Annotated in this window: 19 protein-coding genes; 6 read left to right on the top strand and 13 right to left on the bottom strand. The window is 68.6% G+C overall.

The window, feature by feature from the left end:
- Positions 1-3: 3 nt before the first annotated feature.
- The 7 genes from KZ810_RS00575 to KZ810_RS00545 form a co-directional block, all read right to left on the bottom strand.
- The gene (locus KZ810_RS00575) at positions 4-705 is read right to left on the bottom strand and encodes a TetR family transcriptional regulator (protein ID WP_219767076.1); all 702 of its coding nucleotides are present in this window, start codon (positions 703-705) and stop codon (positions 4-6) included.
- 109 nt (positions 706-814) lie between these two features.
- Positions 815-1690, bottom strand: a complete 876-nt coding sequence (gene mmsB, locus KZ810_RS00570; protein ID WP_219767075.1) for a 3-hydroxyisobutyrate dehydrogenase — start codon at positions 1688-1690, stop codon at positions 815-817.
- Between the two features lie 210 nt (positions 1691-1900).
- The gene (locus KZ810_RS00565; protein ID WP_219767074.1) at positions 1901-2677 is read right to left on the bottom strand and encodes an enoyl-CoA hydratase; all 777 of its coding nucleotides are present in this window, start codon (positions 2675-2677) and stop codon (positions 1901-1903) included.
- 20 nt (positions 2678-2697) lie between these two features.
- Positions 2698-3747 (bottom strand): enoyl-CoA hydratase/isomerase family protein, encoded by a 1050-nt coding sequence (locus tag KZ810_RS00560; protein WP_219767073.1) that lies wholly within the window; start codon positions 3745-3747, stop codon positions 2698-2700.
- Positions 3748-3755: 8 nt separating this feature from the next.
- Positions 3756-4907, bottom strand: a complete 1152-nt coding sequence (locus tag KZ810_RS00555; protein WP_219767072.1) for an acyl-CoA dehydrogenase family protein — start codon at positions 4905-4907, stop codon at positions 3756-3758.
- 34 nt (positions 4908-4941) lie between these two features.
- Positions 4942-5484 (bottom strand): hypothetical protein, encoded by a 543-nt coding sequence (locus tag KZ810_RS00550; protein ID WP_219767071.1) that lies wholly within the window; start codon positions 5482-5484, stop codon positions 4942-4944.
- Positions 5481-7028, bottom strand: coding sequence for a CoA-acylating methylmalonate-semialdehyde dehydrogenase (locus KZ810_RS00545; protein ID WP_219767070.1), 1548 nt, complete (start codon positions 7026-7028; stop codon positions 5481-5483). The genes KZ810_RS00550 and KZ810_RS00545 overlap by 4 nt, the downstream gene beginning before the upstream one ends.
- Positions 7029-7110: 82 nt before the next feature.
- Between KZ810_RS00545 and KZ810_RS00540 the strand changes: the two genes are divergently transcribed.
- On the top strand, positions 7111-8022 hold the full coding sequence (locus KZ810_RS00540; RefSeq protein WP_219767069.1) for a LysR family transcriptional regulator: 912 nt from the start codon (positions 7111-7113) through the stop codon (positions 8020-8022).
- 1 nt (position 8023) lies between these two features.
- Here KZ810_RS00540 and treF read toward each other — a convergent pair whose 3' ends face one another.
- Positions 8024-9622, bottom strand: a complete 1599-nt coding sequence (gene treF / locus KZ810_RS00535; RefSeq protein WP_258044244.1) for an alpha,alpha-trehalase TreF — start codon at positions 9620-9622, stop codon at positions 8024-8026.
- Between the two features lie 104 nt (positions 9623-9726).
- Between treF and KZ810_RS00530 the strand changes: the two genes are divergently transcribed.
- Entirely contained in the window at positions 9727-11532 is a 1806-nt protein-coding gene (locus tag KZ810_RS00530; RefSeq protein ID WP_219767068.1) for a DUF885 domain-containing protein, read from the top strand.
- A 121-nt stretch (positions 11533-11653) separates the two neighbouring features.
- On the opposite strand, the gene KZ810_RS00525 is transcribed toward KZ810_RS00530, so the two are convergent.
- Both KZ810_RS00525 and KZ810_RS00520 read right to left on the bottom strand, forming a co-directional pair.
- Positions 11654-12655: a fumarylacetoacetate hydrolase family protein gene (locus tag KZ810_RS00525; protein ID WP_219767067.1), complete on the bottom strand. Its 1002-nt coding sequence runs from the start codon at positions 12653-12655 to the stop codon at positions 11654-11656.
- A gap of 55 nt (positions 12656-12710) precedes the next feature.
- Positions 12711-14666: an energy transducer TonB gene (locus KZ810_RS00520; protein ID WP_219767066.1), complete on the bottom strand. Its 1956-nt coding sequence runs from the start codon at positions 14664-14666 to the stop codon at positions 12711-12713.
- A gap of 61 nt (positions 14667-14727) precedes the next feature.
- Between KZ810_RS00520 and KZ810_RS00515 the strand changes: the two genes are divergently transcribed.
- Together KZ810_RS00515 and KZ810_RS00510 are read left to right on the top strand one after the other, a co-directional pair.
- A complete protein-coding gene (locus tag KZ810_RS00515; RefSeq protein ID WP_219767065.1) occupies positions 14728-15171 on the top strand; it encodes a thioredoxin domain-containing protein in 444 nt (147 codons plus the stop codon).
- Between the two features lie 70 nt (positions 15172-15241).
- Complete coding sequence (locus KZ810_RS00510; protein ID WP_219767064.1) at positions 15242-16396, top strand: acyl-CoA dehydrogenase family protein; 1155 nt, start codon at positions 15242-15244, stop codon at positions 16394-16396.
- A 153-nt stretch (positions 16397-16549) separates the two neighbouring features.
- Here KZ810_RS00510 and KZ810_RS00505 read toward each other — a convergent pair whose 3' ends face one another.
- Positions 16550-18145, bottom strand: a complete 1596-nt coding sequence (locus KZ810_RS00505) for a methyl-accepting chemotaxis protein (RefSeq protein WP_219767063.1) — start codon at positions 18143-18145, stop codon at positions 16550-16552.
- Positions 18142-18441, bottom strand: coding sequence for a hypothetical protein (locus KZ810_RS00500; protein ID WP_219767062.1), 300 nt, complete (start codon positions 18439-18441; stop codon positions 18142-18144). The genes KZ810_RS00505 and KZ810_RS00500 overlap by 4 nt, the downstream gene beginning before the upstream one ends.
- A gap of 156 nt (positions 18442-18597) precedes the next feature.
- Between KZ810_RS00500 and KZ810_RS00495 the strand changes: the two genes are divergently transcribed.
- Positions 18598-19065 carry a DUF3429 domain-containing protein gene (locus tag KZ810_RS00495; protein WP_219767061.1) on the top strand — a complete coding sequence of 156 codons (468 nt, stop codon included), beginning with the start codon at positions 18598-18600 and terminating at the stop codon, positions 19063-19065.
- Between the two features lie 3 nt (positions 19066-19068).
- Here KZ810_RS00495 and KZ810_RS00490 read toward each other — a convergent pair whose 3' ends face one another.
- Positions 19069-21168: an ATP-binding protein gene (locus KZ810_RS00490; RefSeq protein ID WP_219767060.1), complete on the bottom strand. Its 2100-nt coding sequence runs from the start codon at positions 21166-21168 to the stop codon at positions 19069-19071.
- 281 nt (positions 21169-21449) lie between these two features.
- On the opposite strand from KZ810_RS00490, the gene KZ810_RS00485 reads away from it, so the two are divergent.
- The gene (locus KZ810_RS00485) at positions 21450-22928 is read left to right on the top strand and encodes a DEAD/DEAH box helicase (protein ID WP_219767059.1); all 1479 of its coding nucleotides are present in this window, start codon (positions 21450-21452) and stop codon (positions 22926-22928) included.
- Positions 22929-23034: the final 106 nt, after the last annotated feature.

Here is a 23034-nt window from a genome sequence, read left to right as displayed (position 1 = left end):
GCGTCACGCGTTCCCGCACGCGCGCACGACGATGCCGTCGAGCAGCGTCGATGCGACATGGTCGGCGTAGCGGCGACTGAGCGCCTCGTCGATCTCGCCGACGCCGAAGGCCCAGCACAGCGAATGCCGCGCGCTGAAGAGATGCTCGCACGCCCCGAACAGCGTGAAATAAAACAGCATCGGGTCGACGCGGCGGAAATGCCCCTCCGCCTCGCCCTGCGCGAGGATCGCGGCGTGCGCGTCGGCGATCGGGCGGGTGAAGCGCTCGGCAATGAAGCGCGCGCTCTCCGATCCCGTCTCGATCGTCATCGCCGCGACTAGGCGGCTGATATACGGGTGCTGCCAATAGACGCGAATGATCTCGCGCACGTGGAGCCGCAGCTTGTCTGCCGCGCTGCGGTCCGATCGGATCAGCTCGTCGAGGTGCGGGAAGACGCCGCCCGCGTCGCGTTCGAGCAAGGCGCGGAACAGCCCCGGCTTGCCGCCGAAGCGATAGTGAATCAGCGCGGAATTGAGCCCCGATCGCTCGGCGATGTCAGCGAAGGTGATGTGAACCGAGTTCCGCTCGGTCATCAGCGCGCTGGCGGCGTCGAGCAGCAGGTCGGCCGAGTTGCGCCGCCGCGCCGCGCGCGTGCCTGCGGCCGACGAAAGCGCGCGTGACCGATCGCGCGACGGTTCACCCGCCGCCCCCCGATGGATGGGCATCCCCTGTTCTCGCCCTCACTGTCGGTGCCGTTGTGGCATCCTCTCCATCGGTGAGGATAGCGCGATTCGCGGGCAGCGCAACGAGGATTATGCCCGATCCGGGCGCGCCTCAGCCGAAGGTCTTGATGATCCCCGAGAAGTCGGTCGCACCCTCGCCCGCATCCGCGAATGCCTCGTACAATTCCTTCGCGCGCGTCCCCATCGGCACGTCGGCGCCCGCGTCCGCCGCGGCGGCCATTGCGAGCCGCAGATCCTTGAGCATCAGCGCGGTCGCGAACCCGCCTTGGTAACCGCGATCGGCCGGGCTCTCCGGGCCGACGCCGGGTACCGGGCAATAGGACGTCATCGACCAGCTCTGCGCGGTCGAGACGCTTCCGACGTCGTAGAACGCCTGTGGGTCGAGCCCGAGCTTCTGCGCCAGCGCGAACGCCTCGCACGTCGCGATCATCGTCGAGGCGAGGACGAGGTTGTTGCACATCTTGACCGCCTGCCCCGCGCCGCTCGCGCCGACGTGGAAGACCGATTTCGCCATCGCGTCGAGAAATGGCTTCGCGTCCGCGACCGCGGCGTCGCTGCCGCCGACCATGAAGGTGAGCGTCCCCGCGTTCGCCGCCGCGATCCCGCCCGACACCGGCGCATCGACCGCGAGCAGCCCGCGCGCGGTTGCCGCCTCCGCGACGCGCCGTGCGGTCGCGACGTCGATCGTCGACGAATCGATCAGCACTGCCGAGGGGGGTGCGGCGTCGAACACGCTCTCGCGGTAGACCTGCTCGACGTGGGTGCCGGCGGGCAGCATGGTGATGATCGCCTCCGCGCCTTCCGCCGCCTCGCGTGCCGAGCCGACGGGCAGGCAGCCGGCGGCCCTCGCCTTGTCGAGCGCATCCGCCGACAGGTCGAAGGCGTGGACGTCATGCCCCGCCTTCGCGAGGTTCGCGGCCATCCCGCCGCCCATGTTGCCCAGTCCGATGAAACCGACGCGTGCCATTATCTCGTCCTCTCCTTGACCCCTCGTGAGAGGGGAAAACCGCAACGGGCCGGCGTGCCGGCCGATCGCGGGTCGTGCCGGAAAAGGGAGAGCGAGCCACAGGCTCGCGTGATCGCTACGTGACCACCTACCCCTTACCCAGCTTCGACTAGGCAGCGAGCTGCCAAGTCTGCGCAACCCTCTCCCCTTGCAGGGGCGAGGGCGAGATCGTCACTTGCCCGACCAGTTGCCCTGACGCTTCTCGACGAAGGCGCTCATGCCTTCCTTCTGGTCGGCGGTGCCGAACAGGCCGTGGAACAGCCGCCGCTCGAACTGGACACCCTGCGCCAGCCCGGTCTCGAACGCGGCGTTGACCATTTCCTTGTTCGCGATGACGGCGAGCGGCGCCATGCCTGCGATGACGCCTGCGGTCTTCACCGCCTCCTCAACCAGATCGGCGGCAGGAACGACGCGGCTGACGAGGCCGGCGCGCTCGGCCTCGGCGGCGTCCATCATGCGGCCGGTCAGGCACATCTCCATCGCCTTCGCCTTGCCGACCGCGCGGGTCAGTCGCTGCGACCCGCCCATCCCGGGCGATACCGCCAGCTTGATCTCGGGCTGGCCAAACTTGGCCGTATCCGCCGCGAGGATGAAGTCGCACATCATCGCGAGTTCGCACCCGCCGCCCAGCGCATAGCCCGCGACCGCGGCGATGATGGGTTTACGCGTCTGCGTCAGCCGCTCGTACCCGCCGAAGAAATTGCCGCCGTACATGTCGGCGAAGCCCTGCGCCTGCATCTCCTTGATGTCGGCGCCGGCGGCGAACGCCTTCTCGCTGCCCGTCAGCACCGCGCACCCTTGCGACGCGTCGGCGTCGAACGCGGCAAAGGCGGCGAGCAGGTCGGCAAGCACTTGGCTGTTGAGCGCGTTCAGCGCCTGCGGGCGGTTGAGCGTGACGAGCGTCACGCGCCCGCGCTGCTCGACCAGGATGGTTTCGTACTCGGCCATGTCGGAAAACTCCTCGGAATTCAGTCGTGCGGCGTCCACGCCTCGTCTTGCGGCAGCGGCGCGAAGATCTGGTCGATCACGTGGTCGCTGACGCCCTCGGGGGTCGCGGGATCCCATTTGGGCGCATTGTCCTTGTCGACGATCACCGCGCGCACGCCCTCCAGAAAGTCGTGGCGCTGGACGACGCGGCTGCCGACCGCATATTCCTGCCGCATCTCGTCGGCGAAGGTCGCCATGGTTGCGCCGTCCTTGAGCAGGTGAAGCGACACCTTCATCGTCTGCGGGGATTTGGTGCGCAGCGTCGCGAGCGTTGCTTGCGCGAAGTCGGACGCGTCGGCCTCCAGCGCGGCGAACACCTCCTCGAGCCGGTCAGACGCGAACAGGCGATCGATCGCGTCACGCTGCGCGAGGATGCGTGCCTCGCGCGCCGGGACCGCGAGTTCGTCGAGCACCGCCTGCGGCCCCTCGGCGATCCGCGCCTTCGCCTCATCCAGCGCGCTAGCGGGCAGATAGTGCGTCGCGAGGCCGAGCGCGTGGCATTCCGCACCGTCCAACCGATGCCCGGTCAGCGCGAGATACTGGCCGATCCGCCCCGGCAGCCGTGACAGATACCAGCCGCCGCCGACGTCGGGAAACAAGCCGATCCCCGTCTCGGGCATCGCAAGACGCGTGTTCTCGGTCGCGACCCGGTAGCGGCACGGTTGCGAGATGCCGACGCCGCCGCCCATCGTGATCCCGTCCATGAAAGCGACCACGACCTTGGCGTAGGTGAACAGCCGGTGGTTCATGCGATATTCGGTGAAGAAGAACTGCCGCGCCTCCGCGCCGTCCCTCGCCCCGCTGTCGGCGAGCATGCGGATGTCGCCGCCGGCGCAGAAGCCCCTGCCCTCGGCATGGTCGATCGTCACGACGCGCACGTCCGCGTCAGTGCGCCACCCCTCCAGCGCGGCGAGCACGCCGTCGCACATCGCGGTGTTGAGCGCGTGGATCGCCTTGGGCCGGTTCAGCCGGATGCGCCCGACCGCGCCCGCGGTCTCGACGATCAGGTCGTCGGTCGTGCCCCCGTTCATGCCCTCCATCACTGGCGCACCAGATCGCGCCCGACGATCATCCGCATCACCTGATTGGTCCCCTCGAGGATCGAGTGGACGCGCAGATCGCGCCAGAACCGCTCGATCGGATAATCGCGCAGATAGCCGTAGCCGCCGTGCAATTGCAGCGCGCGGTCGACGATCGAGGAGCCGTTGTCGGTCGCCAGCCGCTTCGCCATCGCAGAAAAGCGCGACTTGTCGGGCGCGTTCGCGGTCACCTTGGCCGCGGCGAGATACAGCAACGCGCGCGACGCCTCGAGATCGGTCGCCATGTCGGCGAGGGTGAATTGCGTGTTCTGGAAATCGGCGACCGGCTGCCCGAACTGCTGGCGTTCCTTGGTATAGCGGATCGATTCGTCGAGGCAGCGCTGCGCACCGCCCAGCGAACACGCGCCGATGTTGAGCCGCCCGCCGTCCAATCCCGCCATCGCGATCTTGAACCCCTCGCCCTCCCCGCCGACCAAGTTGGCGACGGGCACGCGGCAATCCTCGAAGATCACCTGCGCGGTCGGTGACGCGTTCCAGCCGAGCTTCTTCTCGGACGCGCCGAACGAAAGGCCGGGCGTCCCCTTCTCCACCACGATCGCGCTGATGCCGCGGCTCTTCTCCTCGCCGGTGCGCACCATGCAGACGTAGAGGTCGTTGTACCCGGCGCCCGAGATGAACTGCTTGGTGCCGTTCAGTACGTAATAATCGCCGTCACGCCGCGCGGTCGCCTTCAATGCAGCGGCGTCGGAGCCCGAGCCCGGCTCGGTCAGGCAGTAGCTCGCGATCTTCTCCATCGTGACGAGCTGCGGCAGATAGCGCGCCTTGACGTCGTTCGACCCGAACCGGTCGATCATCCACGCCGCCATGTTGTGGATCGAGATGAACGCCGACGTCGCGGGACAGCCGTAGGCCATCGCCTCCATCACCAGGGCCGCCTCGAGCCGGCCGAGCGCGATGCCACCCGATGCCTCGCTGACATAGATCGCGCCGAAGCCGAGTTCGCCCGCCGCCTTCCACACGTCGACCGGATAGTGCGATGTCTCGTCCCACTCGGCGGCGAACGGCGTGATCCGGTCGGCGGTGAAGCGCTGCGCGAGTTCCTGGATCTCGCGCTGATCGGGGGTCAAATCGAACTGGTTGGTATCGGTCATCGCTGATCTATCATGCTTGAGGATGTGGGTGCTGTTAGCACCGCTGGTATCGCATCGTCTGCCCCGGACGCGCGGTGTCGCCCTGCTCGACCAGCAGCAAGCGTGTGCCGCCCTGCTCGAGGCTGAACCGGGTTGAGTGCGTCCAGCGCGCGTCGTCGGCCTTGAACGACAGCGTCGCCGCGATTTCGTTGGCGGACACTTCGCGCAACGTGTCGACGCGCGCGCGCTTGCGGAAGAAGCGCAACTGGTCGGCCTCGATCGCGAGGCGTCCGCCCGCATCGACGTTGGCGAGCGCGCAATCGCCCGGCGTCGCGCCCCAATAGCCCTGGAACGCGATCGGCAGCTTACGCGCGCCGGCCGAGGACGGCGTCGCAGTCGCGACGGGCAGGCCGCTGCGCGCGGCGGCACGCGGCCCCTGCGCCGCCGCCGCGCGATCGATCTGTGCCTGCGCGCGCGCCTGCGCGGGGTCGACGCGGACGGTGTTGTAATCCGCCTCGTTCGACCCGGGCGAGCAGGCGGCGAGCCCTGCCGCCATTCCGATCGCCACCCAGCACCCGCGCGCCATCGTCCACCTCATCCCATCGTCGGGATGACGAACGCGTCCTGAATGCGGCTGGGTCCACCGTCCTCGCTGCCGCGCGGCAGATCGCCGCCCGACATGCCGAACCCGTCGGGCCAGCGCTGCGTCACGGTCTTGACCTTGGTCCAGAACTTGACGCCCTCCATGCCGTGCTGGTTGGTGTCGCCGAACGCCGAACGCTTCCACCCGCCGAAGGTGTGATAGGCGACGGGCACCGGGATCGGCACATTGATGCCGACCATGCCGACATTGACCCGCGCGGCGAACTCGCGCGCGGCGTGGCCGTTGCGGGTGAAAATCGCGACGCCGTTGCCGTACTGATGCTCGCTTGGCAGGCGCACCGCCTCCTCGAAGGTGTTCGCGCGCACGATCTGGAGGACCGGGCCGAAGATCTCCTCCTTGTACGCGCTCATGTCCGTCGTCACGCGGTCGAACAAAGTCGGGCCGACGAAGAAGCCGTCCTCGTGCCCCTGGAGCGTGAAGCCGCGCCCGTCGACGACCAGCTCCGCGCCCTCATCGACGCCGGTCTGGATCCAGTTCTCGACGCGTTGCTTGTGCGCGGCGTTGACGACGGGGCCGTAATGCGCCTCCGCATCGGTCGACACGCCGACGCGCAGCGCTTGGATCGCGGGGATCAGCTTCTCGCGCAGGCGGTCCGCGGTCTGCTCGCCGACCGGCACCACGACCGGCAGCGCCATGCAGCGCTCACCCGCCGAGCCGAACGCCGCGCCCGACAGATCGGCGACGACCTGATCGAGATCGGCGTCGGGCATGACGATGCCGTGGTTCTTCGCCCCGCCCATCGCCTGGACGCGCTTCCCCGCCTCGACGCCGCGGCGATAGACGTAGTGCGCGATGTCGCTACTGCCGACGAAGCTGACCGCCGCGATCGCGGGGTGATCGAGGATCGCGTCGACCATCTCCTTGTCGCCGTGGACGACCTGCAGGATGCCCTCGGGCAATCCTGCCTCGCGGAACAGCTCGGCGAGCCGCACCGGCACCGAGGGGTCGCGCTCGCTGGGTTTCAGGATGAAAGCGTTGCCGGTCGCGATCGCGACGCCCGACATCCACAGCGGAATCATCGCGGGGAAGTTGAACGGCGTGATGCCCGCACCGATGCCGAGCGGCTGGCGCATCGAATAAACGTCGATGCCCGGCCCGGCGCCCTGCGTGTACTCGCCTTTCAGGACGTGCGGGATGCCGCAGCAGAATTCGATCACCTCGAGCCCGCGCTGGATATCGCCCTTGGCGTCGGCGATCACCTTGCCGTGTTCGGACGAGAGCGTGTGCGCGAGCTCGTCCATGTTCGCCTCGACCAGTTCCTTGAACCGGAACATGACGCGCGCGCGGCGCTGCGGGTTGGTCGCGGCCCAAGCGGGTTGCGCGGCCTGCGCCGCCGCGATCGCGCGGTCGAGGTCTCCTCGCGTGCCGAGCGTGACGCTCGCCTGCACGCGGCCCGTGTTGGGGTCGTACACGTCCCCGGTACGCCCCGCACCCGCGCCGCCCGAATGGCCGACGATATGGTGGTCGATGAACCGCATTAGCGCTCTCCTAAATCTTGGCCGACCGTCTGCGCCTCATGCACGTTGCAGGCAACCGGCAAATCTGCAACGTCCGCCTGCAATGATGCAGCCGGTACCCTGGGGCGACCTGCAGGACTTCCTTGCCATCGCGCGCGCCGGGCAGATCGCGCGTGCCGCCGCGCAGGTCGGGGTCGACGCGACCACGATCGGTCGTCGGCTGCGCCGGCTAGAGGCGCGGCTGGGCGCGACGCTGTTCGAGCAGACGCGCGAGGGGCAGGTGCTGACCGAGGCGGGCGAGCGGCTGCTCGCGCAGGTCGAGACGATGCAGCGCGCGGCCGACCGTATCGGCGACCGGATCGGCGGGGCGGGCGACGGCGACCGCGAGACGCTGTCGGGGCTGCTGCGCGTCAGCGTGTCCGAAGGGTTCGGCACCTGGTTGATCGCGGAGCATCTGCACGACTTCGCGCGTCGCCACCCCGCGCTGACGATCGATCTGGTGGCGAGTTCGGGTTTCCTGTCGCCGTCGAAGCGCGAAGCCGATGTCGCGGTGCTGCTCGAGCGGCCGAGCGCGGGGCCGGTGGTCGCGAGCAAGCTCGCCGATTACAGGCTGCGCCTCTACGCCAGCCGTGGTTATCTCGAGCGGCACGGCAGTCCGACGCGCGAGACGATCGCCGCCGACCACCGGCTGATCGGCTATATCCCCGACCTGCTCTACTCACCCGAATTGCGCTACCTGCGCGAGATCGACGCGGATCTGCACCCGGCGTTGCGCAGTTCGAGCATCAATGCGCAGGCGCGGCTGATCGCGAGCGGGGCGGGTGTGGGCGTGCTGCCGCATTTCATCGCCGGGCAGGACCCCGCGCTGGTGCGCGTCATGCCCGAGGTCGAGATCGCACGCGCCTTCTGGCTCGTCACCCACCGCGACACGCGGCAGTTGCGCCGCGTGCGCGCGTTTCGGGCGTGGCTGGTCGAACTGGTCACGCGCCACCGCGCGCAACTGACCGGCGACTGAGCTACCGCGCGGAATAGCGGTCCTGCAGCGCGCGGACGACGCCGTTGGTCCAGCCGAAGCCATCCTGCGTCGGATATTCGCCCCCGCCGCCCGCGCGGCTTTCCTCGACGTCGTATTTCTCCAACAGCTTGCCCGAGGCGCGGTATTCGCGCTCGACCGTCCCGACGAAGCGAAGCGCGATCGCGCGCCCGAGGTAGTCGCGGCCGTACCGCGACAGTCCCTCGACCGCGATCCATTGCAACGGCGCCCAACCGTTGGGTTTGTCCCATTGCTGCCCGGTTGCCACCGTCGTCGTGCGCAGGCCGTTGGGTGCTAGCAGCAGCCGTTCGGTCGCGTCTGCCGTCCGCGCGGCATGTGCGGGCGATGCCAGCGCGGTGAACAGCGGATAAAGCGCCGCGGCGGTCATCCCGTCGCGCAGCCGCCCGCGCACGCTATCGTAATCGCCGTAGCGCCCGCCGCGCTCGTCCCACAGCCAGCGTTCCACTGCCGTCCGCCGCGCCGCCGCGCGCGCGGTGAAGACGCGCGCGCCGTCGGTGTCGCCCGTATCGGCGCACCCGCGCGCGATCGCCTGCTCCAATCCGTAGAGCAGGCTGTTCAGATCGACCGGCACGATCCGCGTCGTGTCGATCGTGGCGAGCGTCCGCCCGTCGGCGAGCCAGCGCGACGAGAAATCCCACCCGCTCTCCGCACCCGCGCGCAAGTTTCGGTACACCTCCCCCGCCGCGCGTCCGCTCGTCCGCGCGGTCTCGACATCCTCGCGGTAGGATTCGTCGCGCGGGGTGCGGCGCGCATCCCAGTAATGCTGGAGCGTCGAACCGTCGGGCATCGTCGTGGTGCGCTCCGGCACCGTCCAATAGGCCCATTCGCGCTTCAACGCGGCGAGCCGGCGCGCCTTGACGGCCGGATGGGTCGCGGGTGACAGCGCCATCATCGTGTAGAGGAGCGGCGGCTGCGATCGGCTGAGATAGTAGCTGCGCGTGCCGTTCGGCACATGGCCGTAGCGCTCGATCAGCGACACGAAGTCGTCGATCATGCTGTCGACGAGCGCGCCCTGCCCATCGGCCTTCAGACCCAGCATCGTGAAATAGCTGTCCCAGTAATACATCTCGCGGAACCGCCCGCCGGGCACCACATAGGCGCGCGGCAGCGCGAGCGCGGACGATCCAGCGGGAGGCGCGAGCGGCGCGCGGGTCAAGACCGGCCACAACCGCCGGATATGCTCCGCCATCGCGACGCGCCCGCCGCCGGTATCGGGTGCCGGGGCAGGCGCGAGCCCAGGCACGTCGAAATTCGCGAGCACGAAGGCGCGCAATGCCGCATCGTCCATCGCGCCGCGCGCGCGCCAGTCGCGCATGATCGCCGCCGCCGCGCGGCGTGGCACCGCGTCGACGAAGGTCTTGCCGTCGGGAAAGATGCGCCGCGTCTGCACCGCGACGAACAGGTCGCCGTACAGGTCGGCAGGTGTCTGTACGCGCGCCGGATCGACCGCGACGACGCGGTGCGGCGCCGGGGCCGCCGCGCCGCCGCCCGCCGTCAGGAGCAATATAGCGGCGGCGGTCATGGCGTGGCGGTGGCGCGCGGAGGGATGCGGAAAACTCATGCCGCATCATCTCACCACATCGGCCGGCATCACGACAACCGCTTGTCGTCGTCCGGGCCGGGCCATAGACAGCGAAGCGATCGTCTCAGGGGTAACCACCTACCATGCGCTTCGCCGTCACCGCCGCCCTGCTGCTCGCCTGTTCGAGCGCCGCGTTCAGCCAGGCGCTCCCGCCGCCGCAGCCCGTCGCGGGGGACAGTGCGGAGGACGGCCGGCTCAAGCGCCTGTTCTACGACAGCGACGAGGCGAGCCTGAAGCGCAACCCGATCAGCGCGATCTTCCGCGGCGATCTGCGCTACGCCGATCAACTGGGCGATCCGCTGTCCGACGCCTCGATCGCTGCCGAGCGCGCCGCGAACGAGCGCGATCTCGCCGCATTGAAGCGGATCGACCGTGCGAAGCTGACCCACGTCGACCAGATCGCGTACGACGTGTTCAAATATCAGACCGAGGTCGCGTTGCGCGGGCTCCAGCCCGACATCGTAGCACTGACGATCGTGCGCCCGCTCGATCATTTCTACGGGTTCCAGGCGTTCTACCCCGACTTCGCCTCGGGCCAGGGCGCGGCACCGTTCAAGACGCTGGCGGATTACGAGAACAACCTGAAGCGCAACGCCCAATATGCGCGGATCATGGACGAGGCGATTGGGCGCTTCCGCCAGGGGATGAAGGCCGGGATCGTCCAGCCCAAGCTCGTCGTGCGCAACATGGTCGAGCAGTTCGACAATCTACTCAAGCAGGGGATCGAGGGCTCTACCTTCTACGCGCCGGTCAAGACCTTCCCCGCGGGCATTTCCACCGCCGACCAGACCCGGCTGCGCGCCGCCTACGCCGCGCAGGTCCGCGACGTGATCAACCCCGCGCACCAGCGGATGCGCGACTTCCTCGAGCGCGAATATCTGCCGGTCGCGCGCGACAGTGTCGGGCTGTCGGCGATGCCGGGCGGCGCGAAGCTGTACGATTACCTGATCGAATCGAACACGACGCTGCCGCTCAAGGCGGAGGCGGTCCACCAACTCGGTCTGAGCGAGGTCGCGCGCATCCTGCGCGAGATGGAGGTGCAGAAGGCCAAGGTCGGGTTCAAGGGTACGCTGCCCGAGTTCTTCACCTATCTGCGCACCGACAAGCGCTTCCAGCCGACCTCGGCGGAGCAGTTGCGGCTCGGCTACGAGGCGATCGGGCGCCGCGTCGACGCGCGCGTGCGCGAGCAATTCTCGCTCATCCCCAAGACCAAGCTTGAAATCCGCCCCGTTCCCGCCTTCCGCGAGAAGACCGACGCGGGCGGGTCGTACAATGGCGGCACGCCCGACGGGTCGCGGCCGGGCGTGTTTTACTACAATACCTACGACCTCCCCTCGCGTTACATGTGGGAGATGGAGACATTGTACCTGCACGAAGCGGTGCCGGGACATCATTTCCAGATCAGCCTGGCGCAGGAGAATACCGCTCTTCCCGCGTTCATGCGTTTCGGCGGCAACACCGCTTATGCCGAGGGTTGGGGGCTGTACGCCGAGACGCTGTGGCCCGAACTGGGGGTCGAGACCGATCCCTATCAGCGGATGGGCGGGTTGAACGACGAGATGCTGCGCGCGATGCGGCTGGTGGTCGACACCGGCATCCATGCCAAGGGTTGGACGCGCGACCAGTCGATCGACTACATGCTCGCCAACTCGCCGATGGGACGGACCGACGCGACCGCCGAGGTCGAGCGTTATATCGCGATCCCGGGACAGGCGCTCGCCTACAAGCTTGGTCAGCTCACCATCTCGCGGCTGAAGGCGTCGAGCAAGGCGACGCTGGGCGCGCGGTTCGACCCGCGCGCGTTCCACGCGCAGGTGCTGGATACGGGCGCGCTGCCGATGCCGGTGCTCGAGCGCAAGATCGAGACCTGGGCGAAGGGCGCGAAATAGAAGTGGTTAAGTCCTCTCCCCGCCGGGGAGAGGGTGGGTCAGGGTTGGGAGTCTCGCCGGGCGCATTGCCCGGATTGGCCCCTCACCCCGACCCTCTCCCCGGCGGGGAGAGGAAGTGCGATCACGCCACGGTTTGTTCGATCACGCCGAAGATCGGGTGATGGCGGTCGTCCTCCGCCCAGATGCGGACCGTGTCGCCCTTCTTGAGAAACGGCGTCGTCGCCTTGCCCGATGCGATCGTCTCGACCGTGCGCACCTCGGCGAGGCAGGAATAGCCCACCCCGCCGTCCGCGATCAACTTGCCCGGCCCGCCGTCGGCGTCGCGGTTGGAGACGGTGCCCGAGCCGACGATCGTCCCCGCCCCCAGCCGCCGCGTCTTCGCCGCATGCGCGACGAGCGTACCGAAATCGAACGTCATGTCCTCGCCGGCCTCCGCGCGCCCGAATGGCTGCCCGTTCAGGTCGACGCACAGCCGGCGGTGGAGCTTGCCGTCCTGCCACCAGTCGCCCAGCGCCTCGGGTGTCACGAACACCGGCGAGAACGCGCTCGCGGGCTTCGACTGGAAGAAGCCGAACCCCTTGGCGAGTTCGCCGGGGATCAGGTTGCGCAAGCTCACGTCGTTGGTCAGCCCGACGAGCCGGATCGCGGCGAGCGCTTCGTCGCGGCTGGCGCCCTGCGCCACGTCGCCGGTCACCACCACCACCTCGGCCTCGAGATCGCAGCCCCAGCTCTCATCGGCGAGCGGGATCGCGTCGCGCGGCCCCAGGAAGCCGTCCGACCCGCCCTGGTACATCAGCGGATCGTGCCAGAACGTCTCGGGCATCTCCGCGCCGCGCGCCTGGCGCACCAGCGCGACGTGATTGACGTAGGCCGAGCCGTCCGCCCACTGATAAGCGCGCGGCAGCGGCGAAGCAGCGTCATGCTCGTGAAAGCGCGCACGCGGAATCGTTTCATGCTCCAGATCGGTCGCGAGCAGTTCGAGCTGCGGCGCCACGCGGTCCCAATCATCCAACGCGGCCTGCAGCGTCGGGCACAGATGCGCCGCATCGGCATACCAGGCGAGGTCGTTCGACACGACGACGAGCTTGCCGTCCCGACCGTGCTTAAGGCTGGCCAACTTCATGAATGCTCTCCTTCGCCCACGATCATAGGGACCGATCGCGGGGGAAGTCGAGGGATCAGCCGCCGGGCATCTTGAATACGACCGGCTGCTGCCGGCCGGCGCAGGCGAGCGCGCCTTCGGGGCGGAAACTGCTGCTGAAGCGACTGTCGCGCATGATCCCGGTGGCCGCATCGTCGAATACGAATGGCGGATAGGCGATCACTGCGCGCGGTGAGACCGTGCGCCCATCCGCAGCGATGTCATATTCGGTCCACACCCAGCCCTCGAAGCCCATCTGGATCGCTGCCATCGGGTAGTCGCTACCCGACGCGCCACTGCGGCGCAGATTCGGCGTGATCCCTAGCAGCGAGCATTGCTCCGCACTCAGTCCGGTTGCAGCGAACGCCTGTTTCGCGCCGGCCAGGTCACCCTTCGCGGCGCGCACATTCGCTTGCTGCAGCATCGCCGCGACCTTCAACGGGTGCCGCGCGGGAAGCGCCGGCTCGGCAATCACCGCGTCGAGCAACGGCGCCGCGTCATCGGGGAGCCCCGACCGGTAGCCCGGTGATGCGATCAGCAGCCGCAGCGTGGCAGCGCTAAGCGGATCGCGCGCGAATTCAGGCGCGGCCAACAAGGCGCGCACGCCCTTGCGATATTCCGAGCTGGTGTTCCCATCGATAGCGTTGATCGCCAGATAGGTCCGCACGGGCGTTGGAGCGCCGAGCGCCCCGGCCTGTGCAAGCGCCTGCGCCCGCAACGACGTGCGCTCGTCATCGGGTACGACCGGGTTGCCCGTCAGCGCGACGATCGCTGCCAGCCGGGTCATCGCATCACTGCTCGACATCGCGGCGCGTTGCAACGGCAGCGCGGCGGCGTCGGACATGCCGTCCCAGCCCGGATCGGCCACGCCCTTCGCGACGAACCAGTTCCGCGTTTCGTCGCGCAGGGGTGTGGTGAGTGACGGCACCTCGGGAGTCTTCAAGCAGCGCATCTCGACACGGGTCGCGACGCGGAAGAAGGGCTTGATCGCGGCCGCGTCTTCGGCCCGCCATGACCAGTCGGCGGCCGCGCGCGCGAACGCGATCGCCGCGGCGCGTTTGCCGGTCGTGAAGATCGGAACGGCATTGATCACCCGACCGTCCTCCGCCATTGAAAATTCGACGATCGCGACATCCTGCGGCGTCAGCCCCGGCACGTCGGCGCACGTTGGCGGTTTCATCGAGACTGCGCGGACGAATGGCGCATCCGCCATCCGCCCGGCACCGGTATAGGCCAGATATTGCCGCGCCCCGTCCATATCACCAGTTCTGAGCGCGGCGATCGCTAGGTCGGACCGGATCACCACGTCGTCCAACCCGACCCGCATCGTCAGCCCGCCCCGCTTCGCTAGGCTGCTTTTCAATTCAGCGTACGCCTCCTTGTCGCGCCCTTCGTTGAGAAGAACCCGCGCGTAGATCGCCTGCACGTTGGCAATGTCCTTCTTGGACAGCGTAGGGGTGGCAAGCGCGATTGTCCGCGCCTCCTGTGCATATCCCAGTGCTGCGCCGTCGCGGTCGAACATCAGCGTGGTGGCTAGCAGCATCAACGGACGCAGCCGCGCTACCCCAGTTGATAAGGCCAACGCCGCACGTCCGTCAGCCGCGGCAAGGTCATAATCGAAGGCCGACAGCGCCGATCGCGCGAGAAACAGATGCGTCTCGACGACCTCGTCCGCGAACGAGCCCCCTTGCGCCGCGAGCACCGGCAGCGCGGCGCGTACCATCGCGTCGCCCTCCGCGCGGCGATCGAGCGCGATTAGGCACTTGCCCTTGCGCACCTGCCCCGCTGCCGTGGCGATCTTCGACTTCGCCAGCCGCGGCGCAACCGCGTCGAAGATCGGTACGGCCTCGGCGCATTTGCCCTCCGCTGCCAATTGCGTCGCGGTGTCGAAACGTTGCTGCAGCGACGCGCCGCCGGCGGGTGCCGGAGCGGAGGCCGCGGGCGCTCCCGCGGCTTGACCGAGCGCGAGCAGCGCGAGCACAATCGATGACATATCCAATCCCCCCAGATGACGGGCAGAGGACCACGTGAACCAAGCGATGTCGAGCGTTTTGATGCTTTTACGTGCGATCCCGCTCGTCGTGCTGTTATCCGCCGCGACACCACCCACCAGCGCGCCCGCAGCGCCCCGCGTCGGCGAACCACATTATCCGCCGCGCACGATCATCATGCTGGTCGCGTCGTGGTGCGCGCCGTGCCGCGGCGAATTGGCGCGCCTCGACGAGATCGCCGCGGCGGCGGGCGGGCGACCGATCGGGGTCCTCGCGATCGATGACAGTGCCGCGACCCAGCGGATGCTGCGGCTGGTCGACCCGGCGCGGGTGTGGCGGCCCGACGTGGCCGAGCGCACACGGCTACGCGCCGTGCTGCTCGCGCGTACCGCCGGGCTGCCCTACGCGGTCGCGACCGACGCGCATGGCCTAATCTGCGCGGAGACGGATGGTGGGCTCGACGCGGCACGGACGATCGCACTCGTGCGGCGGTGCCCACCTCCATAACAAAAGTTACTTGACCCCCGTCGCGCTGCTCGCGACACTCGTGCCATATCATTCACGCGAGAGGGCGCACATGACACTCGACGACGTCGCCGGCCGGCAGGCCTATACCGAGGATCACGAGGCGTTCCGCCAGACGGTACGCAGCTTCCTCGCCAAGGAAGGCCAACCCTTTGCCGACCAGTGGAATAAGGATCGGCTGGTGCCGAAATCCTTCTGGCGGCAGGCAGGCGAGGTCGGGATGCTGTGTCCGACCGTGCCCGAGGCGTATGGCGGGCTCGGGCTCGATTTCGGCTACAACGCGATCGTCGACGAGGAAATGGCCTATGCGGGGGTGCCCGCGGGCTTCTCGCTCCAGTCGGACATCGTCGCGGGCTATATCGAGCATTACGGCAGCGAGGAGCAGAAGGCGCAGTGGCTGCCCAAGATGGTCTCGGGCGAGGTCGTCACCGCGATCGCGATGACCGAGCCGGGCACGGGCAGCGACCTGCAATCGATCCGCACCTCGGCGAAGAAGGACGGCAACCATTACGTCATCAACGGCTCGAAAACCTACATCACCAACGGGCAGAATACCGACCTGACGCTGGTGGTCGCGAAGACCAACCCCGACGCGCAACCCGCCTACAAGGGGATGTCGATCATCCTGGTCGAGAGCGACCGCGAGGGGTTCAGAAAGGGGCGCAAGCTCGACAAGATCGGGCAGGACGCGGCCGATACGTCCGAACTATTCTTCGACGACGTGCGCGTGCCGATCACCAACTGCCTGGGCGAAGAGGGCATGGGGTTCATCTACCTGATGAGCCAGTTGCCGCAGGAACGCCTGTCGATCGCGGTGTCGGTACAGGCGACCGCGCAGAAGGCATTCGACGAGACGGTCGCCTTCACCAAGGATCGCAAGGCGTTCAAGGGCACGGTGTTCGATTTCCAGAACACCAAATTTGTCCTCGCCGACCTGAAGACCAAATTGCAGGTCGGCTGGGCGCACCTCGACTGGTGCATCAAGCGGCATCTGGCCGGCGAGCTGACCAACGAGGAAGGCGCCGCCGCCAAGCTGTTCCACACCGAACTCGAGTGGGAGGTGATGGACAAATGCCTCCAGCTCCACGGCGGTGCGGGGTACATGAACGAATATCCGATTGCGCGTGCGTGGCGCGCGGCGCGCGTCAGCCGCATCTACGGCGGCACCAACGAGATCATGAAGGAAGTGATCGCGCGCAAGTTGTAAGAAAGTGCGGGGCCGGATTGCTATGGTCCTGCCCCGCCTGTTTATTGCCCCGCCTGGCAGCGCTCGATCCAGGCGGCTTTCTCGCCCCTGCATCGGTTCACGAGCGCATCCGGTCGATGTGAGGGGCGGGCTCGGCCTCACCCGGCCTGGCGCTCAAGCGGCGGCGTCGGCGCGCAGCTCCTCCACGAAGCGATCGGTTGACTGGCGCAGCTGCCGCGCGTGCGCCGACAGACTGGCGGCGGCCGCGCGGACGTCGCCCGACAGCGTCTCGGCCGCGGTCGCGGCGCTCGCCACCACCGCAATCTGTTGCTCGACGTAATCGGCGCCGCGCGCGGCGTCGTAGGCGGTGCGCTCGATCTCCGCTGCCACGACGCGCTGCGTCCCGACCGCCTCGCGAATGTCGTTCGCCGCCAGCGTGACGCGCGTCACCAGCGCGCTCGCCGCGTCGAGATCGCCCGCAGCGGTCGACACGCCGTGCTGGATGCCCGAGATCAGATCGGCGATCTTCTGCGTCGCGCGCGCGGTTCCGGCGGCCAGTTGCTTCACCTCGCCCGCGACCACCGCGAAGCCGCGCCCCGCCTCGCCCGCGCGCACCGCCTCGATCGTGGCGTTGAGCGCGAGGAGGTTGGTCTGCGCGGCGATGCCGTGGATCTGCTCGACGAAGCCGCCGATGTCGCCCGTCCGCGCGGCGAGCGCGCGGACCGCCTGATCGCTCGATGCCGCGCTGTCGCGCGCGGCACGGGTCAGGTCGCGCTGCGCCTCGGCGTGCTGTGCGACCGTCTCCATCGACCCCGACAGGTCGCGGATCGCTGCCGCCACCCCCTGCGCCGCCGACGATGCCTGCACCGCACCCGCCACCACCTCGGTCGCCTGATGCCCGGCGTCCGCGGCGAGTTCGTTGAGCGAGACGGCCGAATTGACGAGTTGCGCCGATGCTTCCTCCAGTGCGACCGCGACGCCCGCGACGGTATGCTCGAACGCCCCCGCCAGCGTCAGCAGCGCGGCGCGGCGCTCGCTCGCCAGCCGCTGCTCGGCCTGTTCGCGGCGGACACGGTCGCGCGTCGAGCGTTCCTCGGCAGCCGTCGCCGCGGCGAGCGCCTCGACCGCGCGCTGCGCCGCCGCTTCGGCCGCGGCGGACAATTCCTCGCTCCGCACCCGCGCACGTTCCTGCTCGTGGCCCGCATGGTCCTGCGCGATGATCAAGTTGCGCAATTGCTGCGTGACATAGGCGAGCGCGCCGAACTGGAGCACGACCGCCACCGCGTGAAAGATGACACGACCGAGATTGCCCGACCCGGCGAACACCCAGTCGGGCACCAGCGCCTCGAACAGCAGGTGGTGGACGGCGATCAGCGCGGAAGCGAGCGCGATCGGACGCCAGTCGCACAGCAACGTCAGCGCGGCGAGCGCGACGAAGAAATACATGTGCGCGTCCATCTGCCACGCATGCCCGCGCAGCAGATAGACGAACACCGCCGGCATGATCGCGGCCGCGACCGCAACCGTCAGTCGCGCGGCGCGATCGAACCGCCCGTTGAACGCCATGATGGTCGGCAGCACCAGCGTCATCACCGCGACCGCCAGCTCGAGCCCGAAGATCGGGCGGTCGAGCAGGACGTTGCCCGCGGCGAGCAACGGCACGCAGAGCCAGCCCGCGACCACGAGCGCGCGTACCCCGCGGCGGCGCAGGTCATCGAGCGCGGCCGAGCGGCGCGTCTGGTCGATCGGCGTCATCTCAGCATCGCTCATGCTGCGACCTCCGCGCCGCACAGCGCGCTCGGCGCCGCGACCACCAGAATGCCCGCGCGCAGCAGCCGCGCGGCGTCGCGTGCGTGCGTCGCGCGCACCACCACCGAGCCGAGCGGACCGCGCGCGAGCAGCGCGAAGCCGTCACCCAGCGCCGCCTGCGCCGGCTGCGCCCGGGGCGTCAGTGGCAGGTAGAGCAGGTTACCGCGTTCGGGCGGCGCGAAAGCGAAGACGATCAGGGCGGCGAGCCCCCCGACGATCTGCACCAATGGTAAAGTGTAAGAAAAAACGGGGGACATGCCCGCCCATTAGCGCGGCTATCGTTACCGGTCCGTTTAACATCGCGCATCGTAAACGCGCGATGGATCGATCATCCGCATCTTGCGTACCCAAGGCTGAAACGGATGCGGGCCGGACGCGAATGCGGGCCGGAAGCGAACAGGCAGGAGTGGCGAATGGATCGTCGAGACGCACGCCCGGATGCCGGGTTCTTTCCCTTTCCCGTCGGCCATGCCGCCTTCGCGCTGGGCGTCGCCGGATTGTTGCCGCAGACCGCGGCGGCGCTGCTCGCGGGACTGGGATATTTGTCCGGCGGGATGATCGCGCTTGGCTACGGCGCGCTGATCCTCAGTTTCCTCGGCGGGATGTGGTGGGGTTTCGCAATGTTCCTGCGATCGGGGCAGCCGCTGCTCGTCGCGCTGGCGGTGGTGCCGAGCCTCGTGGCGGGAGCGATCCTCGCGCTCGCATCGGTTCACCTGCCGATCGCGCTTGTCATACTGGGCAGCGCGATCCTGCTGACGCTGCCGGTCGATCGCTCGCTCGTCGCGCGGGGTATCGCGCCGGCCAACTGGATGCGGCTGCGCGTGCCGCTGTCGGTGGGCCTCGGCGCGCTGACGATCGCGGCGGGGGCGCTCGCCGCGTGACGGTCAATCGGCAAGCAGCAGGCTGACTTTCGCGGCGAGCGTGTCCATCGCGAACGGCTTCGTCACCAGCGCCATGTGTGGGGCGAGCTGCCCGTTGCCGATCACCGCATTCTCGGCATAGCCGGTGATGAACAGCACGCGCAGCGCCGGCATCTGCGCGACCGCCGCGTCGGCGAGCTGGCGCCCGTTCATCTGCCCGGGCAGGCCGACATCGGTGACGAGCAGGTCGGGCGTGATGCCCGAGGCGAGCAGGCGGAGCGCGCTCGCACCGTCGCCCGCTTCCAGCACGGTATAGCCCTGCTCGGCCAGTACCTCGGCCACCAGCATTCGGATCGTGGGTTCGTCGTCGACGACGAGCACGGTGCGCTGTCCGTCGGGTTGCGCCGCGGCGAGTTCCTGCAAAACCGTCGCGCCGTCCTCCACCTCGCCGCCGTAGAAGCGCGGCAGGTAGATGCACAAGGTCGTCCCTTCGCCCAGCTCGGTATAGATGCGTACCTGCCCACCCGATTGCCGTGCGAAACCGTAGATCATCGACAGCCCGAGGCCGGTGCCCTCCCCGAGCGGCTTGGTGGTGAAGAACGGATCGAACGCGCGCGCCTGCACCTCGGGCGTCATGCCCGCGCCCGTGTCGGTCACGCACAGCGACAGATATTGTCCGGGCGTCAGGTCGCGCTCGCGCCCGGTCCGCTCGTCAATCCATTTGTTCGCGGTCTCGATCGTGATCCGCCCGCCGTCGGGCATCGCGTCGCGCGCGTTGATGCACAGGTTGAGCAGCGCGTTCTCGAGCTGGTTGGGGTCGACCAATGCCGGCCACAACCCCGCCGCGCCGACCACCTCGAGCGTGATCGACGGGCCGACGGTGCGCCCGATCAGTTCCTCCATCCCGGCCACCAGCCGATTGACGTCGGTCGGCCGGGGATCGAGCGTCTGGCGGCGCGAGAAGGCGAGCAGGCGGTGCGTCAGTGCGGCCGCGCGTCTGGTCGCCCCCTGCGCCGCGGCGACGTAGCGGTCGAGTTCGTTCACCCGCCCCTGCCCGACGCGCAACTGCATCATCTCGAGCGCGCCCGAGATGCCGGTCAGCAGATTGTTGAAATCGTGCGCGAGGCCGCCGGTGAGCTGTCCCACCGCCTCCATCTTGTGCGCCTGCCGGAGCTGTTCCTCCGCGCGCATCAGCTCGGCGGTGCGCGCGTCGACCTCCTCCTCTAGCCGCGCGTTCAAGGCGGCAAGTTCGTGCTCCGCGCGCCGACGCTCAACCGCGTCGCGCACGCGCTCCGCCACGTCGCGGACGAAGGCGATTTCCTCCTCGCTCCACGCGCGCGGCACCGCATTGTTGAGGTACAACAGCGCGACGAAGCCGCCACGTTCGGTTACCGGCATGTTGATGAACGACATGGCCGACAGCTCGCGCAGGCCGTCGGCGGTGTCGCGGGTGCGCGGATCATGGCGCACGTCGGGGATCGCGACGGTGACGCCCGCCTTCAGATCCTCGATATAGCTGCCATAATCGCGGAAATGCAGCAGCGAGGGCAGCGGGGCGATCCCCTGCGCGCAATAGGCCCGCTCGGTCGTGATCGTCTCGTCGCGCGGATCGACGGTACCGTAGCCCGCGCGGCTGACGTCGAGGACGCGGCCGAGTATCTCCGCAGCGGCGAGCGCCAGATCGCCCGCATCGCCGCCCGCGCGCAGCCGGTCGTTGATCTCGACCGTCGCGGCGAGCCGCAATTCGTGACGTTTGCGCGCGTCGATGTCGTAGCTGATGCCGGGGAAGGCGTGCGGCGCGCCCGTCCCGTCATATTCGACCCGCCCCTGCGCGACGAGCCAGCGGACCTGCCCGTCGACATCGACGACGCGGTATTCCTCCTCGAACGGATCGCCGACCGCGAGCGTCCGCGCGATCGCGGCCTGGACGCGCGACAGATCGTCGCGGTGGATCCCGCCGAAAAAGGTGGCGATCGGCGCACCCTGCGCCGCGACGTCGGCAGGCACGCCGTACATTGTCGCGAACGACGCATCGGCAGTGATCCGGTCGGTTCGGACGTCCCAGTACCAGCGGCCGATACTGAGCGCTTCGTCGCGGGGAGATTGGGAAAACGAGACGGCCATGGTCGAAATCGACTATCCGGGATGAACGATGTTGATGGGGACGAGCAGCCTGAACACATGCTGCGCCGGCTGGTTCAACCCCAAACCTTGACTTTTTGCGGCGCAGCGAGCAGATATCGCGACATCGAGGCGTTTGCAGCGTGATCGACCCCGCAAGGGGTCCGGCTCCGCCTCGGTCGATCATCGACCGACCTCCCATGTCACGCGGGGTGTCTATTCTTACCCCCACCCTCTTCGTGCCCCGGCGCGGCGGGGGTTCGATTATTTGGGACCATATTTCCATGTCATTCGCACATCTCGGCCTCGCCGAGCCGCTCGTCCGCGCGATCGAGGCCAAGGGCTATTCCGAGCCGACGCCGATCCAGCGCGACAGCATCCCCACCCTGCTGGAGGGCCGCGACCTGCTCGGGATCGCGCAGACCGGCACCGGCAAGACCGCGGCGTTCGTGCTGCCCTCGATCCAGCGCCTCGTCGCCGCCGACAAGCGCGTCCTGCCTACGCACGTCCGCATGCTTGTACTCGCCCCGACGCGCGAACTTGCCAGCCAGATCGCGGAAAGCGCGCGCGGCTACGGTGCCTTCTCTAAGATGTCGGTCGCGACCGTGTTTGGCGGCACCAGCATCAACAAGAACCGGCAGGACGTCAGCCGCGGTGTCGACATCCTGGTCGCGACGCCGGGCCGCCTGATCGACTGCGTCGAGCAGGGCTACATCAACCTGTCGATGATCGAGATCCTGGTGCTCGACGAGGCCGACCAGATGCTCGACCTCGGCTTCATCCACGCACTCAAGAAGATCGTGCGGATGGTGCCGCGCAAGCGCCAGACCTTGTTCTTCTCCGCCACGATGCCGGTCGCGATCCGCGACCTGGCGGCGCAGTTCCTGACCGACCCGGCCACCGTCTCGATCAAGCCCGCGTCGACCACCGCCGAACGCGTCGATCAGAGCGTCGTGTTCTGCAACCAGGCCGAGAAGCAGGCGCTGCTGACGATCATGCTGCGCGAAACGAAGATCGACCGCGCGCTCGTCTTCACGCGTACCAAGCACGGCGCCGACCGCGTCGTGAAGCTGCTCGCGGGCAACGGCATCGCGGCGAGCGCGATCCACGGCAACAAGAGCCAGCCGCAGCGCGAGCGCGCGCTGGCGCTGTTCAAGTCGGGCGAAGTGCCGATCCTCGTCGCGACCGACATCGCTGCGCGCGGTATCGACGTGTCGGGCGTCAGCCATGTGTTCAACTTCGAGCTGCCCAACGTGCCCGAACAGTACGTCCACCGCATCGGCCGCACCGCACGTGCGGGCGCGAGCGGCGAGGCGATCGCGTTCTGCGCCGACGACGAGAAGCCGTATCTGAAGGATATCGAGAAGGTCACGCGGCAGAAGATCCCGGTCGTGGCGCTTCCCGACGATTTCATGCGCCGCGCGAACGAACTGAAGGCCGAGCGCGTCAAGGCGATCGGCGCCGATCCCGCGCCGCGCGTCGACCGGCAGCGCGGTCCCGCGCGTCCGAAGGCGACGCATGCGCCGCGGCCCGCGCACGGTTCGCGCCAGCACGAGCCGCAGGCGCCTGCGCGCGCGCACGGCGGCGGCGGCGGTGCGACACGCCCGGCGCAGGGCGGTGCCTCGGCACGTGGTGCGCAGGGCGGCAACGGCGGCGCGGGTGCGAACACCGGTGGGCGCAGCTATGCCAATGCGAGCGGCGGCCGCCGGCGCGGCGGTCGCGGTCGCGGTGGCCCCGGCGGTGGGCGCAGCCTCTCCGCCTGATCGCCCGATCACGCGTTGACGGCGGCCCGTGCGGGGTCCGTGGTTGGACCACGGCCCTCGCGCGGGCCGCTTCGCATTTCGGGCCGGGGGACGTGCGCCCGGCCTG

The organism is Sphingomonas citricola (assembly GCF_019429535.1).
Lineage (GTDB): Bacteria > Pseudomonadota > Alphaproteobacteria > Sphingomonadales > Sphingomonadaceae > Sphingomonas > Sphingomonas citricola.
Note: the sequence above shows the minus strand (reverse complement) of the source record. Positions and strands in the feature narration are given on the sequence as shown.

Bases quoted from the DNA above. Each gene is read 5' to 3' on its own strand.
- KZ810_RS00505 (WP_219767063.1), bottom strand. From the start codon at position 18,145: ATGAGCGATGCTGAGATGACGCCGATCGACCAGACGCGCCGCTCGGCC.
- KZ810_RS00485 (WP_219767059.1), top strand. From the start codon at position 21,450: ATGTCATTCGCACATCTCGGCCTCGCCGAGCCGCTCGTCCGCGCGATC.
- KZ810_RS00495 (WP_219767061.1), top strand. From the start codon at position 18,598: ATGGATCGTCGAGACGCACGCCCGGATGCCGGGTTCTTTCCCTTTCCC.
- KZ810_RS00510 (WP_219767064.1), top strand. From the start codon at position 15,242: ATGACACTCGACGACGTCGCCGGCCGGCAGGCCTATACCGAGGATCAC.
- KZ810_RS00515 (WP_219767065.1), top strand. From the start codon at position 14,728: ATGCTTTTACGTGCGATCCCGCTCGTCGTGCTGTTATCCGCCGCGACA.
- KZ810_RS00565 (WP_219767074.1), bottom strand. From the start codon at position 2,677: ATGGCCGAGTACGAAACCATCCTGGTCGAGCAGCGCGGGCGCGTGACG.
- KZ810_RS00555 (WP_219767072.1), bottom strand. From the start codon at position 4,907: ATGACCGATACCAACCAGTTCGATTTGACCCCCGATCAGCGCGAGATC.
- KZ810_RS00575 (WP_219767076.1), bottom strand. From the start codon at position 705: ATGCCCATCCATCGGGGGGCGGCGGGTGAACCGTCGCGCGATCGGTCA.
- KZ810_RS00520 (WP_219767066.1), bottom strand. From the start codon at position 14,666: ATGTCATCGATTGTGCTCGCGCTGCTCGCGCTCGGTCAAGCCGCGGGA.
- mmsB (WP_219767075.1), bottom strand. From the start codon at position 1,690: ATGGCACGCGTCGGTTTCATCGGACTGGGCAACATGGGCGGCGGGATG.
- KZ810_RS00560 (WP_219767073.1), bottom strand. From the start codon at position 3,747: ATGAACGGGGGCACGACCGACGACCTGATCGTCGAGACCGCGGGCGCG.
- treF (WP_258044244.1), bottom strand. From the start codon at position 9,622: ATGAGTTTTCCGCATCCCTCCGCGCGCCACCGCCACGCCATGACCGCC.
- KZ810_RS00540 (WP_219767069.1), top strand. From the start codon at position 7,111: ATGATGCAGCCGGTACCCTGGGGCGACCTGCAGGACTTCCTTGCCATC.
- KZ810_RS00545 (WP_219767070.1), bottom strand. From the start codon at position 7,028: ATGCGGTTCATCGACCACCATATCGTCGGCCATTCGGGCGGCGCGGGT.
- KZ810_RS00500 (WP_219767062.1), bottom strand. From the start codon at position 18,441: ATGTCCCCCGTTTTTTCTTACACTTTACCATTGGTGCAGATCGTCGGG.
- KZ810_RS00525 (WP_219767067.1), bottom strand. From the start codon at position 12,655: ATGAAGTTGGCCAGCCTTAAGCACGGTCGGGACGGCAAGCTCGTCGTC.
- KZ810_RS00550 (WP_219767071.1), bottom strand. From the start codon at position 5,484: ATGAGGTGGACGATGGCGCGCGGGTGCTGGGTGGCGATCGGAATGGCG.
- KZ810_RS00530 (WP_219767068.1), top strand. From the start codon at position 9,727: ATGCGCTTCGCCGTCACCGCCGCCCTGCTGCTCGCCTGTTCGAGCGCC.
- KZ810_RS00490 (WP_219767060.1), bottom strand. From the start codon at position 21,168: ATGGCCGTCTCGTTTTCCCAATCTCCCCGCGACGAAGCGCTCAGTATC.